The sequence below is a fragment of the Petrotoga mobilis SJ95 genome (assembly GCF_000018605.1).
Lineage (GTDB): Bacteria > Thermotogota > Thermotogae > Petrotogales > Petrotogaceae > Petrotoga > Petrotoga mobilis.
The window spans coordinates 2,085,508-2,099,920 of record NC_010003.1 but is presented as its reverse complement, the minus strand read 5'-3'; the positions used below and the strand labels follow the sequence as shown (position 1 = coordinate 2,099,920).

13 protein-coding genes are annotated in these 14,413 nt (G+C 34.2%); all 13 read right to left on the bottom strand.

Going from position 1 to position 14,413, the window contains the following annotated elements; translation table 11 throughout:
• Nucleotides 1–11: 11 nt before the first annotated feature.
• Entirely contained in the window at nt 12–1,313 is a 1,302-nt protein-coding gene (locus PMOB_RS09755; RefSeq protein ID WP_012209681.1) for a restriction endonuclease subunit S, read from the bottom strand.
• On the bottom strand, nt 1,304–2,839 hold the full coding sequence (locus PMOB_RS09750; RefSeq protein ID WP_012209680.1) for a type I restriction-modification system subunit M: 1,536 nt from the start codon (nt 2,837–2,839) through the stop codon (nt 1,304–1,306). Before PMOB_RS09750 ends, PMOB_RS09755 begins: the two co-directional genes overlap by 10 nt.
• A gap of 37 nt (nt 2,840–2,876) precedes the next feature.
• A complete protein-coding gene (locus PMOB_RS09745) occupies nt 2,877–3,452 on the bottom strand; it encodes a nitroreductase family protein (RefSeq protein ID WP_012209679.1) in 576 nt (191 codons plus the stop codon).
• A 248-nt stretch (nt 3,453–3,700) separates the two neighbouring features.
• A complete protein-coding gene (locus PMOB_RS10355; RefSeq protein ID WP_012209678.1) occupies nt 3,701–4,384 on the bottom strand; it encodes an RsiV family protein in 684 nt (227 codons plus the stop codon).
• A 14-nt stretch (nt 4,385–4,398) separates the two neighbouring features.
• On the bottom strand, nt 4,399–5,322 hold the full coding sequence (locus PMOB_RS09735; protein WP_012209677.1) for an L-lactate dehydrogenase: 924 nt from the start codon (nt 5,320–5,322) through the stop codon (nt 4,399–4,401).
• 74 nt (nt 5,323–5,396) lie between these two features.
• Nucleotides 5,397–6,491 (bottom strand): M14 family metallopeptidase, encoded by a 1,095-nt coding sequence (locus tag PMOB_RS09730; RefSeq protein ID WP_012209676.1) that lies wholly within the window; start codon nt 6,489–6,491, stop codon nt 5,397–5,399.
• A gap of 14 nt (nt 6,492–6,505) precedes the next feature.
• On the bottom strand, nt 6,506–7,900 hold the full coding sequence (locus tag PMOB_RS09725) for a YfcC family protein (RefSeq protein ID WP_012209675.1): 1,395 nt from the start codon (nt 7,898–7,900) through the stop codon (nt 6,506–6,508).
• Nucleotides 7,901–7,952: 52 nt separating this feature from the next.
• Entirely contained in the window at nt 7,953–8,609 is a 657-nt protein-coding gene (locus PMOB_RS09720) for an MBL fold metallo-hydrolase (protein WP_012209674.1), read from the bottom strand.
• Nucleotides 8,610–9,033: 424 nt separating this feature from the next.
• Nucleotides 9,034–10,629 (bottom strand): hypothetical protein, encoded by a 1,596-nt coding sequence (locus PMOB_RS09715; RefSeq protein ID WP_012209673.1) that lies wholly within the window; start codon nt 10,627–10,629, stop codon nt 9,034–9,036.
• Between the two features lie 21 nt (nt 10,630–10,650).
• The gene (locus PMOB_RS09710) at nt 10,651–11,400 is read right to left on the bottom strand and encodes an ABC transporter ATP-binding protein (protein ID WP_012209672.1); all 750 of its coding nucleotides are present in this window, start codon (nt 11,398–11,400) and stop codon (nt 10,651–10,653) included.
• An 80-nt stretch (nt 11,401–11,480) separates the two neighbouring features.
• Nucleotides 11,481–11,975: a hypothetical protein gene (locus PMOB_RS09705; RefSeq protein WP_146026671.1), complete on the bottom strand. Its 495-nt coding sequence runs from the start codon at nt 11,973–11,975 to the stop codon at nt 11,481–11,483.
• Between the two features lie 221 nt (nt 11,976–12,196).
• Entirely contained in the window at nt 12,197–12,712 is a 516-nt protein-coding gene (cobO, locus tag PMOB_RS09700; protein WP_012209670.1) for a cob(I)yrinic acid a,c-diamide adenosyltransferase, read from the bottom strand.
• Nucleotides 12,713–12,760: 48 nt separating this feature from the next.
• Nucleotides 12,761–13,528 carry a DUF364 domain-containing protein gene (locus PMOB_RS09695; RefSeq protein ID WP_012209669.1) on the bottom strand — a complete coding sequence of 256 codons (768 nt, stop codon included), beginning with the start codon at nt 13,526–13,528 and terminating at the stop codon, nt 12,761–12,763.
• Nucleotides 13,529–14,413 lie beyond the last annotated feature (885 nt).

Genomic DNA, 14,413 nt, shown 5'->3' with positions numbered 1-14,413 from the left:
AAAATTATTTTTTATTCATCGAAAACATTCTCCAAATGATTTACCCTTATTTTTGCGGTCATAAGATTATGTAAAAGCGATTTAAAGAGATCTTCAAGGGCTTTTTTCTTGCTCTCTTCCGCCTCAATTTTTTGATCGATCGCTGAGAGAATTGAAGCGATCTTTTTTTGTTCAGAGAGGGGAGGGAGTGGAATGGTAAGTTGACTAAGCGCACGCCAAGAAGTTCTTGGGTGATTCACTCCGGTCATTGTTTTAATTGCATATTCTCTAAAATAATTTGTATGTTCTAAATACGCTATGAAACTTGCATATACATTTTCTTTTGCTTTAAATACAAGAAGATCTGTTGAGCAAATACCCTCTTGTTCCACCAGAATACCTTTGTCTAAATAAGGCCTCAATTTTGCATAAAGGATATCATTTGGATAGATTTTATACTTTGCGCTTTTTACTCCCTTACTTAGACCAGTTTTTCGAAGCTTTATATTTCCCGATTCAATGTGCTCTAATCCAACATAAATATAATTCCCGTTTGAAGGGTCGATAATTTCTTTTCTAATTTCAACTATTTCCCCAAAGTTTTTAACTTCCCACTCTTCAGGCACCAATCCGATCTCCGTTTCTTTAAGTGGTACTTTTTCAACTTCTTCCAAACTTACAGGCCCATAAGTAAACAGGTGATTCATCATAGACTTTTTGAGTTCTTTTGTTGCTTTTATAACATCCTCAGTCTTCTCCTTTGCCTCTTGTACTGAAGAGAGGACATAGGCAATCTTTTTTTGTTCAGAGAGCGGAGGGAGGGGAATTCTTATTTTTCCTAAATTTTTAGGATATAGATGACCTCCTTTAACTTCTTCCCTAATCTGGTTTCTGGAACTCATCAAAATAAGAGATAAAAAGCAGAAATAAGGAATGATGTTTTTTTTAGGTCTTACTCTTATCAATTCAGCTACAAAAAAAGTTTTTTGACTTGGTATTTCTTTGACATATCCTATTTTTTGACCTACGATATTAGAAGAATGCGCGGCAGAAAGTATAAGACTATCCCCTTCTTTAATTCTGCATCTTTCCCCAAAATCTGTTTTTACAAAACTTCTATCCCCCTTTATTATATTTGATATTTTATTTTCATTTTCATAATCCTTTACCTTTATAATTCTATAACCTTTATAATCTTCATAATCATCTCTTTTAGGAGTCTTACCTTGTTGAAGTTCAGAAACCTCCCCCAACCTCACAACTTCCCAATCTTTCGGTAGCAAGCCGAGTTCTGTCTCTTTGTATTCTTCTTTCTGGTAAAGATCTAATTCCATAATCCCATCTCTTTTAAAATAATCTCTAATTTTTCATCGGCTTCTTTTCTTTCTTCTTCTGCCTCTTTTAACTGCACAACAGCATCCTCCAAAGGCAGTGTTTCGTCTTCACCATTTTGAGCAACATAACGGGAGGGGCTTAAGTTATAATCATTTTTCGCGGCTTCTTCTTTAGAAATAATTTTACTTATTCCCTCTTCTTCTTTCCAGTTGAGATAGATCTCTGCTATCCTTTCAACACTCTCATCAGGCAAGAAGTTCTTAGGTCTTCCTTTTTCATAGAGCTTTGATGCGTTTATGAGAAGTATCTGGTCTTGCCTTTGTGCTGGTTTTAACTTATTAATCACTATGATAACCCCTGGTGCTGAAGTATTGTAGAATAAATTTTCAGGAAGTAATAAAACCGATTCTACAAGATCTTTTTCAACAAATTCTTTTCTTATATCTCTTTCTCTATTTTTTCCAACATTTCCACTACCCCTTGATACAGCACCTGTATCAATTACTAAAGCCATCTTACCATCATTTTTCAATGAAGCAAACATATGCTGGATCCATCCCCAGTCTGCGCTGTTTGATGGAGGGTATCCAAAAACGAATCTATTGTAAGGATCGTTTTCATAAACAGATTGTGAGAATGTTTGATTCCACATTGGATTTGCAGTTACTAAATCGAATTTCTTGAGCGGTCCTTCAGAAGTTGTAAACGCAGGTCTATTCATCGTATCTCCAAGGGCAATTTGTGCTTCCATGTCGTGTATAAAGATATTCATTTTTGCCATTGCATACGTTGAATGCAAGATTTCTTGCCCATAGAATTTAAGAGGTTCTTTAGTTCTGTCTTCTGAGTATTTTTCTTTAAATCTCAGATGAGCTTTAATCAGCAAGCCCCCAGATCCACAACAAGGATCATAGACTTCATTACCTGGTTTTGGGTCTAAGATTTTTGACATCAAAATCGCTACCTCACCAGGAGTGTAAAACTCACCAGCACTTTGCCCAGAACCTTCGGCAAATTTTCTCAACAAATATTCGTATGCACGACCTAAAATATCCGGATCAACATCTTTCAAGCCAAGACGATGTCTTCCTAAAACATCAATTAATGCTACCAACACATCGTCACTTATAATTCTTTGACCACCTGCAGTTGCGTTGAAATCTACAATATCTATTACACCTTGAAGTTTGGGATTGTATCTTGCAATTGTTCTTACGGCGTCGGTTAAATATTCTCCGACATTTGTAGTTTTTTTAGCAACTTCAGACCATCTCGCTTCTGGTGGCAAATAAAAACGAACTAACCCTGGATCAATCCTGCTAAATTCTTCTGCTGTCTCAAGTGAACCAAACTTTTCTGATAACTCGTTCAATTCGTCTTCGAATACGTCAGAGAGTCTTTTTAAAAATATCAAAGGTAAGATATAATCCTTGTATTTGGGGGCATCTATAGGTCCTCTTATTTTACAAGCAGCTTCCCAAAGCCAGTTTTCTAAAGTTTTGGTATCAAGATTATTTTGAGCCATTTGTCGTCCTCCCTGTGTTCCAAATCAATAATTATAATCAAAATTTATCAAAATGAATAACCTTTTCAAGAGGCCTTTTTGGAACGTGGAAATTGCCGTTCTCGTCCATATAATATTCAACCTTCTCGTCGTTGTTTTCTGCAAAAGAGTCATGCCCTTTATAACCTAAAGGAATTACTGTATCGATCTCGTAGTCATCAGGGACGTTTAGGATTTCTCTTACATTTTTCCTGTTGATAGTTACAATTGGGCATCCACCTATACCTTTTGACCATGCAGCTAACAAGATATTTTCAAAGGCAGCTCCTATATCGTGACCAATCCACTTTGTGGCTCTTTGTTTGTTGACTAAAATAAAAATATATGCAGTTGGCTTTTCTCCTTCTTTAGGAGTCCCTTTTGGGGATATGTAGCTAGCCCACCCTAAATTTTCAAAGACTTTCTCGCAAGTTTCTTTATCTTTTACAATTATAAACTCTAATGGTTGTTTATTTGAAGCACAAGGTGCTAACCTTGCACAATCTACTAACTCTTTCAATATTTCATCATCGATGGGGTCTTGCTTGAACTTTCTTATGCATCTTCTTTGTTTGATTATTTCTATTACATCCATGTTGTTGTTTTCCCTCCATTAATTATTTTTGAAAGATGAACTTTTTTCTACGCTGTGCTTAGTCTTTATTAGCGCCCCTTCGCCCCGCTGCCCACCCATAAGGAAAAGGTTTTTTTAATCTCTTTATCCCTACAGCCCCCCATAAAGAAAGGGGTATTTTAATCCCTTTAGCCCGATGCCCACCCATAAGGAAGAGCTAAGGCATTGCCCTTTTATTCCGCAGCCCACCCACAGTTTGCTGACATTTCTTATTGAATTTCTATGCCCAATTCTTTAAGAGGTATTTTGAACTCTCTTATACCGGATGAATATGGAGCAATTTCGTAAAGTTGATAGATTACAACAAAATCTTCATTTGTAATATAATAATCTCTATCATACCCTATCGTGTCTAAAGTTTCATCAACATTAAAATAAATTTTAGGGTCTGCATTTATTTCTTCGATTATGCTTTCTTTGATTATTCGAAAAGATTCGCCTGTGTCTTCACTGTATAAAGCTAAGAAATCGTATAGATTGAGGAATTTACTGAGAGTTAGATCGTAATTGTAAGTTTTTCTTGTAGTCATTGGATGAGCCTGGTGATAAACATAAGAAAAATAATCAGTGTAAAAGCTCACAAAACTGTCTGAAACAAATCCTATTTCTGATTCTATAACTACTTGAACGTATGGTTCCTCAGATTCGTCTATACTATTTCTAAGACCATAAAGCTGATCGAGATATTCACTTAAGAAATCTTCAACATCTTTTACTAAGTAACTGTTTAAAAGAAAGGCACTTGGTGCATCCTTTGTACCGTAAAAAAATGGAATACTTACTCTTCCACCTAAGTTTTCTGATAGATCTGACGATAGGGTTATGTATTCGATTGAATAGAGGGTTATAGAAAACAGTATAAGCAATAAAAATATACTTAAAAATTTTTTCATAGTTGCTCTCCCCCTTAAAGTAAGTTTTTGATTGATTCGAGATATTCTTTTATTATGCTTTTTGAACTTTCAAACTTTTCTGTTTCTTCATCATTCAAAGTTATATCGATAGTTCGTTCCACCCCGTCTTTGTTTATAACCGCAGGATATCCTATGTACACATCATCCAACAACACGGAAGGGGTATATACTCTTCCTTCATTCTTAATTATCGATTCTACCAGTGCAGTAGTTGCTGAAGCTATTCCATAATTAGTTGCACCTTTTTTGCTTATTATAGTGTAAGCAGAATTTTTTACATCATCAAAAATCTTACTCAGATCTTTATTACAATTATCTTTGTACGGGCAATTACGGCAAAAACCTTTAATTGGAACACCTCCAATCATTGCCGAACTCCACGCTGCCAACTCTGAGTCACCATGTTCACCTATTATATAGGCGTGAACACTCATTGGGGAAACTCCACAATTTTTCCCTATTAAGGCTCTTAATCTTGCGGTGTCCAATATTGTTCCAGTCCCAATTACCCTATTAGATTCAAAACCAGTTACTTTCCACACAACATAGCTCATAACATCAACAGGGTTAGTAATGTTTATTATCAACGTATTTGGAGCATATTTTTTTATATTTTCTGAAATGCCTTTTATTATTTTAGCATTCTTTATTGTCAAATCTAACCTTGTTTCACCAGGCTTTTGAGCAGCTCCTGCTGTAATTAATACTATATCGCTTCCTTCTATATCACTATATTCCCCTGCCCTTATAATCATTCTTTTGTGAAAGGTTGTTGCATGCAATAAGTCCAATGCTTCACCTTCAGCCATTTCTTTGTTGAGATCGTAAAGAACGATCTCGTCAGCAACTGCTGCGTTTATTAAAGCAAAAGCAGTACTTGAACCCACTCTTCCCGTTCCTATTATGCTAATTTTCAAAATTATATCCCTCCAATTTTTTAAGTTTGCATCTATTAAAAACATATCTCAAAGTTATAGTATGCTTTTGTTCTCTACTTTAAAAATTCAAAATATTTCAATATTCCATTCAATGCCTTTTTAGTATCTTCTTCAAAAGAATTTCGCCACTCGTTACGCTCCGGAAAAAACATTTCTCTGAATAATTTATCAACTTTCGATCTTACTTGAGAATTTTTTGTACCATACCACCAAGCTTGATTTTCTAAAACCAAACTTTTTATACTTTTCAGTTGACCTATTAATCCTTCACCATATGTACCGTATTCCAAGCACGTAGAATAGAAATTCGAAGTACTGTGATACTTTTTGTATATATAATCTATCATATCTCCATTTATACTGTAAAAAGTTTCTTTTTTCGCTTGGGTAATAGGAGAATAATTAAATTGCTTTTCTCTGATATTACAATCTTCTTTGTCAAAGGCAGAATTAACAATCAACAATTTATCTTTTGAACCTGCCCCAGTATGGATGTCTAAATGGAGGATAAATTCATAGCTATTAAAAACTCTTTCATAGATTCCTTTTATATACTTAGTTGATTTCTCTTCTTTTTTTCCGCCATAATAAACAGATTTATTATCATCATATTGCCCTTTGGTTAGAGCCTCTTTTACCCCTTTTGTGCCTAATTTTAATAAATAAGGTAGCAATTCAAAAAATCCTAATATTAAACTTGAATCTAAAACACCAACCGACCCCTTTTTAGTGAAATACCTTTGCATTTTTTCATATGACTCGTTGTTTAGATCCTCGTTTTGATAAAGAAAATTTCTATTTAAATCAACGTTGTTTTCATTTACTCTTCTTTTATGCCTCATCCCCCAAGGGTTCAAGGAATGAATGAGAAACAACGAAATTTCTTGATTTTTTATTCGGTGTAAAAACTCTTTAACGAATATTTGCATGAACACATTACCCGCGAATCCTTCTATTCCATGCTCGCCTGTTGTAATAAGAAATAACTTTCTGTTACCTTCGTTCTGACATAAAAAACTATCAATATAACTGTCCTCTTCAATTGAATAGGAATCATTAGAAACTGTAGAATAATATTTCTTTAGCTCATTTTCAAAGGTGTAAAAGTTTTTTCTACACTCATCATAATCATAGGAATAATCATACATCTCTCTATCTCCTATTATATAGGACCGTATCCTATTTTTACTGCAATATACAAATATAGCAAAGAAAGAATAAACACAGCAAGCTGAATCTTCCAAATGAATTTAAACCATTTTAAATAACTAACTCCAGCAATTCCCAACGAAATTAACAACACTGCATTAGTTGGATACAACAAATTACTAAACCCATCTCCAAAAACGAAAGCTTGTACAGCGGTTTGTCTAGTGATTCCAACCAAATCTGCCAAAGGAACTACAATTGGCATAGTCAAAAATGCTTTTGCTGAAGCTGAACCTATAAATAAATTCATAATAAAAAAAAGCAAATAAATCAAAAAAGTTGCAGCGACAGTTCCAGATTCAGATATAACAATAGATGCATTGTACAATATCGTATCTAAGATTTTTCCATTGGTAATTATCAGTTTTACCGACATAGCCATGAGAATCAATATGACTCCAGGCAACAGATTGCTCATCCCTATTAAAAAATCTTTGAATACTTTAGAAATACTTTTTTCAACAACCAAACCCGATAAAAAACCTCCTACCATGAATAACACACCAACAACGGGCAACATAAGACCACTCATAAATCCAGTAAAACCAGAAATTAAAATCAGTATAAACAAAATTGAAATTATTGTTATTAAAATTTTAGAAGCTTTTGAAGTATTTACATCATAATCGATGGTTTCTATTTGCTGATCAACAACCTCTTTTTGGTGCTTCTTAGCATAATTCCTCAAAAAAAAGAATAAAAGTAGGTAAGTAGTGATAAAAATAATTATTCTGAGACCTATTCCCGAAAAAAGTGGGATTTCAGCTATTCTTTGTGCCACCCCTAAACTGAACGGATTCGCTATTGCTGCAGAAAAACCAAATCCTGCTGCGAGTAAACTCATCCCCAAACCTGTTAGGTCATCCCAACCCAAGGAAACTGAAAACATTATTACAATCGGTATTAAAGGGACAATTTCTTCAAAAATCCCCATCAATGCACCTAAAAGCATAAAAACTAGAATCATCAAACCTAATAAAACGTTTTTTTGCTTGCTGTACCTTTTAACAATTTTATTAATGATGTATTCGATGACATGGTTTTTGTTCAAAATATAGATCGAACCGGAAACTACCAATATAAACACAATAATAGTGATTATAAGGGGTGCATCAGAGCTCCATAATACTTCGATTGGAGCGGTAAACCATCGCCAAAAGGGATAATTTGGTTTTTCTATTGTCTGGTAAGAATCTTCTACGATGACTGTTCTTCCATCTATAAACTCTCTTTGATACTCCCCCGCAGGCAATAAAATTGTTAATACCCCTGAGATCATCATGATAGAAAAAATAACTAGTGCTGAGGTTATAAACATATTTCTGCTTATTTTTACAGACTTTTCCATACCTCATCCCCCTTGTATAATATGTTTTGATATTTTATTGTCTTTAGTATTTTTAAATTTCAACAACCTTTCCAGCGCCACCTTCTATATAGGCTTCTGGAAAAAGTTTTTTTATATCTTCTTTGTGTTGGGTACAATGTGTTGCACAAATTAGTTTTAAACCCTTCAAAGATTCTGCAGGTGTTCCATGTAACCCTCCAATTATTCCGTATACTTCTCCAAATGTTGAAGCGGTTTTTAATATATTTTCCATCTTTGGATGTGAACATCCAACTATGATTACTATTCCTTTTTCAGTTTTTACACAAAGAGATTGTTCTATCCCTTCTAATTCTCCTGTGGAATAAATGCCTTCATGTATTTCAATAGGACCTTTTATGGTAATAACTTCTTTCGCATTTTTCACTCCCCTGAAAGATGGAGGAACGTAAACCGTTACATCGGGGTTTTTTGAGAGAAAACCCGACAAACCGCCCACATGATCATAGTGGTTGTGAGATATAAAAACCTCATCTATTGTAGATGGATCAACTCCTAGCTTTTTCATGTTATTTAACAGAATATCTCCACTTCCACCGGTATCAAAAAGTATCTTAGGTGCTTTTCCTACTTCAATCAAAGCAGAAAATCCCCAATTAGCTTGGAGATCTTTGTCATACACTGTGTTATCGTATAAAATAGTAACTTTCAATCGTTTATTTTCTACCATTGTGGTTCCCCCTTTTATACAATCACTATTTTAAAAAGCTCTAAAACATTATATTTAGCGCCCCTTCGCCCCGCTGCCCACCCATAAGGAAAAGAATCTTTTACCCTTTCATCCTGCATCCCGTTCATTAGAAGGAAGAATTACTCCCATCGTTCCGCAGTCCGACCATAAGAATGAAGAAATACTTCCATCATTCCACAGCCCACCCCATTAGAAGGAAGAATTACTCCCATCGTTCCGCAATCCGCCTATAAGAATGAAGAAATACTTCCATTGTTTCGTAACCACCTATAAAGAAAACCCTTCTAAAATATATGATAGCACACATTCTAATAAATAAGAAAAACCCTCTTACAATTTCTATAGAGGGTTTATTAAAGTACTACTGAAATTCAATCCAATTTTTAGATTCACCAACGGAATGTTATTCCATTGCTTCTATGTACTGGTTTATCTTTCTTTGTTCTTTTCCAATAGATCTTATAATTACAAGCAATAGCACAGCTACTGTTCCAAGTATTATTAGAGAAGTAAGCTGCATGCTGATATTTTTAAAGATCCAAAGCGGACCTTGGGCAAGCATTAGGTCATAAAAAAATAGCAAGCCAAAAATAGCCGCAGCGTACCCCATTGTTATCAATTCTATAACCAATACTTCTTTCCCTTTGAAAACCTTGTTCATTTGGGATACATCTCTTTTTGGATCGCTGAGAAAGATTCTTGTCCCTAATAGCGATGAATAGTACAACAATATGACAGTAGGAATTATAAGTATCAAATCAAATAATTTAAATTTTAGCACAATGGAGAAAACTATTATAAGAGCGATGAACTCAATTGTATAAAGCCCTGTAGAAATCATTATTTTTGAGTTCACCATAGTTCTTGTTTTGAAAGGAAATAACTTTGGAACGGGCCAGATTTTTATTTCTTCAGTCAACATATATGCAGAAATCATGGCAGAGTAGTCTGCAGCTATCAACACAAAAAAGATAGTTATGTAAGATAAATCTTGCATACCTGTGAAAAAGAATATGAACGGCAATACCACCGGATAAATCATCATAAAGATCAATTGGGAATTCCTGAAAAGAAGTTTTCTATCTTTTTCAAAAAGAGGCAGACGTTTGGTTTTAAATTTTTCAATTTTTTTAACCTTTGACTTTTTCCTAGAGGTTGAGAAATCAAGATTGTTCGAGTATCTATATACCAAGTAAAAGAACAATATCGAAACAGCATAGATGAATACAAGAGAAAAGATACTGCCGTTTATAGCGTTGATGAACTGAGCATGTGGCCAAAGAGGGTTCATAAATACTTTAAGAGAGTTCCCCATGCCTTCCACAAGGTTTTGTGGATCACTAGTCATCATACGGGGGAGAAATTGGGGTATTAAGACCATAAAGATAAGGCCTATGAAATAAGTTAATTGGGCAATTCTTTTTGCAGATGTTTTACCAACAAAGAAAGACATAATTAATCCTATTACAATCGATATAGAGATCAAAAAAAGAAAAAAACCTATAATACCCAAGATAGATAGAATAATATTTGAACCTTTCAAAATCATATACGAGACAACTATTGATAAGAAGGCTCCACTCCCTATTCCAGACATGATTAAACTATCTATAGTAGAGGAAAAAAAGAGTGTTGACCTTTTAATGGGCATGGTCAAAAGGATGTCCATCATATCGTTATCAAAAAGCGTAGTTACAATTAATGGGGAAAATTGTAAAACAAAAATCGCACTTACAAATAAAAAGGAAGGTGCAAACATTAGCTCTAACAAAGTATAATTAGAATCCAAACCTATTTGATTCAACGGAATGTTTAAATTAAATGAACCTGCAGCTGCAAGCATCGTAGGAATGATAACAGCTAAAAAAATTATTGGGACTATCAGATAGCTCATTACACTGGAGAGCATACCTGAACCTCTTTCTATCCCTTTTTTATTTTTTGTTGGTCGAGATTTGTTTTTATAGGAGTATTTTAACAACAATTTTAATTCATTCATTATTGTCTCAGAACCTCCCCTCTAAAGTTCGTCGATTATTTCTTTTACTTCACTACCCCCTGTTAATTCCAAGAAAATGTCCTCTAAACTCCTATTTCCTAGTTTAGAGAGAGATCTCAATTCTTCCAAATTACCTTCTGCAAGGATCCTACCGTGATCGATGATCCCTATTCTGTCACACATCTTTTCTGCTATTTCAAGGATATGTGTCGTAAAGAATATCGCGGAGCCTTCGCTCTTGTATTTTTGTAAAAGTTCTTTGAGTATCCTCGCTGCTCGGGCATCCAAACCTACGGTTGGCTCATCCAAAAAAATTACCTTTGGTTTTCTCATCAAAACTGAGGCAACCATTAATTTTTGTTTCATACCATGAGAATAATCACCTATGTAATCATTGAGGTAATCTATCCCAAAGGCATCACATATTTCGTTGAATCGAGAATGAATTTCGTTTGAATTTAATTTGTATACGTTCATTACAAATTCTATATACTCACTGCCTTTGAGGTTCTCATACATTTTTGGTTCATCAGGCACAACGCCAATTTCTCTTTTTATCTCCAATTCGTAATTATTGTAATCTTTATCCATGATGAAAATTTGACCAGAGGTTGGTTTTAGTGTTCCTGTGAGCATTTTTATAGTTGTAGTTTTCCCTGCACCGTTCGGACCAAGAAAACCATAAATTTCCCCCGCACTTACGTTTAAGTTGATTCCATCAACAGCGGTGAAATCTTTAAATTTTTTTGTTAAATTTATCGCTTTTATCAATTTTATACCCCCCTCTACCTCATTCTAACTTTAATAAGTTTAAAACCCTCTATTTGATTCCAGAGGGTTTTTTTAAAGTTTTAGCTTTGAAAGAAAGGAAATCTCAGACCTTCAATATCTTTTTCGTTTTTCTCAAACTTACCAGAATACTCTTCCATTTCTTTTAAATCCCAATCGAATACCGTTAAATAGCAACTTCCTTCCTTTTCCTCGCTGAATATTGCGGGGAAATTGTATAGATCTTCAAAATCTTCTTTCTCGCTCTCTTCATCGGCTAGCGACACCTCAGTAATCACTGAATACGCTTTTAAATCAACGATCTCTGCCAATTCACCTAAGAAATACATAAATTTGTCGAATTCTTCTTCGGTATCGACATCTAGTGGTAAGTTAACGGGAACCACTTCTTCTTCAATTTTGAATTGTGATAGGTGCTCGCTGATATCCTGAGCTAAATCTTCATCTTGTTTTTTTATCTTGTCCAAAAATTCTTTCTTAGATTCCTCACTAAAGTTCACCCATAAAATAACTTCAGGGTGAAGATGGTCCTCATGTACTAAATTTGAATCATTCATATACTCGATAGCCACTGTGTGAAAATTTGGATAATTTGAAATAAAAATCTCCTCCTTTTTTATTGAACAAAATTAGAAACTCTAAAACTTATCATTGTTAATATTATTATACCATTATTTTTTTATTATACATATTAATAAAATAAAACAGAAAATTATTTTTCGAATACCTAAATAATCGACTTCGAAGAAACTTTGCTTATTTAAATTTTTACTGTTATTTAAAACTCTATACCTTTTCTTGCTTGAACTCCTTGGTTGTAATAATGTTTAATCTCTTTCATCTCGGTAACCAAATCCGCCATTTCTATAATTTCTTCTGGGGCATATCTCCCAGTTATTACAACCTCTATCGAGGGAGTTCTTTCTTTAATTGCTTTTACAACTCTATCCAGGGGAATCAACTTGTAGTATAAAGCAATATTCAACTCATCCAACACAACCAAATCGTATTCAACGCCTTTTAAAATCTTCTCACAAATATCCATTCCCCTTTTGGCTGCTTCTATGTCCTCTTCTGTAGGTTTTTTGTATATAAAACACTCCCTACCAAACTGTTGAATATCGATGTTTTTAATATATTGGCTCACTTTCAATTCACTATACTCCATACCTTTTATAAACTGTGCAAAAAAGACTTTTTTGCCCGCAAGTGCAGCTCTAACAGAAAGCCCTAAAGCTGCTGTTGTTTTACCTTTGCCGTTACCAGTATAAACATGAACGAAAGATCGTTCCATCTCAGCCACCCCATCCTGTGCTAAAAATTTATTTTCTTACAAGCTTTTTTATACCCTTACATTTTTTTTAATTGCAAATTTGGAAATGTGGCTTATACCCCCTGCGAGTGAAATAATTCGAAAGATTTTGTCTTTTTCCCTTTCATCCCACCAAGAACCTGCTAAAATACTTACCCTCGTTCCAACAAACGCATTGGGAAACATCGGGGTCGATGCCCCAATTAAAACTATCTCTCGGGCATTTTTGCATAAACTTAAAAGATACTCTAGGCTGTGGTTTATAACAGTAGTCCCACTTAGAAATACTATTTCACATTTTGGAAGTATGCCTTTTTGTTCTTCCTCAGGGAGTACTTTCCCAAAAATACCACCTTTTTTTGAGATTCCGCGATCAAAAATAAACACATTTTTGACCATTCCATTGAACATATTAGCAACTTGAGGAATATAGCCTATCAAGCAAACATTATCCTCAGGTGTGATTTCAATAGAAAAAGGATGAATAGAAGTATCAACATCAACTAAAGGAAGGGAACGTGAAGCAGCTGTCAACACGGCAACGCCGATAGATCTTTGCAGATCATCTTGACCTGTGAGAGCCCATTCGGCAATTTCTAAACTATCTTTACCAATAATGTCTTGAGCATACGGGAAAATAGAGCAACCTGACTTTAAATCCTCACGTAGAACGTAGCTTACGCCCACATGATTATTACTAAGTTCCATACCAATAAGTGAAATCCCTATAACCGCATCTTTGATCTTTATTCCCTCTAAATAAGGCTGTGCTTCTTCTATAACTCTTTCAACTATCATCCTGATCTCCTTCTTAGTGAGTTATTTAACTATTGAAATATTAAAAATGTTCCTAACCTTCTTCCTATTACCCATGATTTTGATAATTTGTTTTCAACCCCATTATATCATCTAAAAATCTAAAAAAATTCATTAATTTGCATTAACCTTCGATAGCTAAATTAATAACTACTTTAGCTCTTCTAATGTAATACTTAGAATATTTTTCTTTATCTGATTGTGGATTTGCTCTTAGGATAAGAAGAAAAAAGCGAAGAAACAAGAAAGATGCGTTAAAAACTATTTTAATTTCTTATTGTTAGAATAAAAATCTATGAAGTTAAGAAAGATGGAGATGATTTGAGAATATTTTCATTCATCAAAGAAAAGATAGGATAAAAAATCTAGAATGTTAAAAAAAGTCAGACGGTTACACAGGTTTCCATTCCTCACTCCCACCTTCCATTCCTTTCTCCTTTTCATTTCTTTTTGAACAAAAGAGAAGAAAAAAAGTCTCACATTTACAGGTTATCTTTTCTTTCCTACTTTCAGTTCATTAAAATAAGGTTAGAAGGAAGGAAGCATTACTTGGAAGCTGAGAGATAATATCGCTTCCCTTATTCCCCTCTATTTGTAATCTTTTTCAAAGTAAAGAAAAGAGAAAAAAACTCATGTTTGCAGGCATTATTTTCGTTTCTACTTTACCTTCATCAAAGCTTGTCTAAAAGGTTGGACTGCACAGTATAGAACCTAGCAAGTTAAGAAATAATGTAGTTTCTGTTTTATCTACATCTTACATTATTTAGAGCAAAAGGGGAGATATCAATCTCCACTTCATTCCTATTTTCGATTAATTAAAGTGTGATTAAAAATTTAGGGGATACTTCGTAGAAGCTTAAGAATGAT

Excerpts from the sequence above, each read along its gene's own strand:
- PMOB_RS09705 (WP_146026671.1), bottom strand. The coding sequence starts at position 11,975 with ATGAATGATTCAAATTTAGTACATGAGGACCATCTTCACCCTGAAGTT.
- PMOB_RS09745 (WP_012209679.1), bottom strand. The coding sequence starts at position 3,452 with ATGGATGTAATAGAAATAATCAAACAAAGAAGATGCATAAGAAAGTTC.
- PMOB_RS10355 (WP_012209678.1), bottom strand. The coding sequence starts at position 4,384 with ATGAAAAAATTTTTAAGTATATTTTTATTGCTTATACTGTTTTCTATA.
- PMOB_RS09755 (WP_012209681.1), bottom strand. The coding sequence starts at position 1,313 with ATGGAATTAGATCTTTACCAGAAAGAAGAATACAAAGAGACAGAACTC.
- PMOB_RS09730 (WP_012209676.1), bottom strand. The coding sequence starts at position 6,491 with ATGTATGATTATTCCTATGATTATGATGAGTGTAGAAAAAACTTTTAC.
- PMOB_RS09695 (WP_012209669.1), bottom strand. The coding sequence starts at position 13,528 with ATGATAGTTGAAAGAGTTATAGAAGAAGCACAGCCTTATTTAGAGGGA.
- PMOB_RS09750 (WP_012209680.1), bottom strand. The coding sequence starts at position 2,839 with ATGGCTCAAAATAATCTTGATACCAAAACTTTAGAAAACTGGCTTTGG.
- PMOB_RS09715 (WP_012209673.1), bottom strand. The coding sequence starts at position 10,629 with ATGAATGAATTAAAATTGTTGTTAAAATACTCCTATAAAAACAAATCT.
- PMOB_RS09720 (WP_012209674.1), bottom strand. The coding sequence starts at position 8,609 with ATGGTAGAAAATAAACGATTGAAAGTTACTATTTTATACGATAACACA.
- PMOB_RS09725 (WP_012209675.1), bottom strand. The coding sequence starts at position 7,900 with ATGGAAAAGTCTGTAAAAATAAGCAGAAATATGTTTATAACCTCAGCA.
- cobO (WP_012209670.1), bottom strand. The coding sequence starts at position 12,712 with ATGGAACGATCTTTCGTTCATGTTTATACTGGTAACGGCAAAGGTAAA.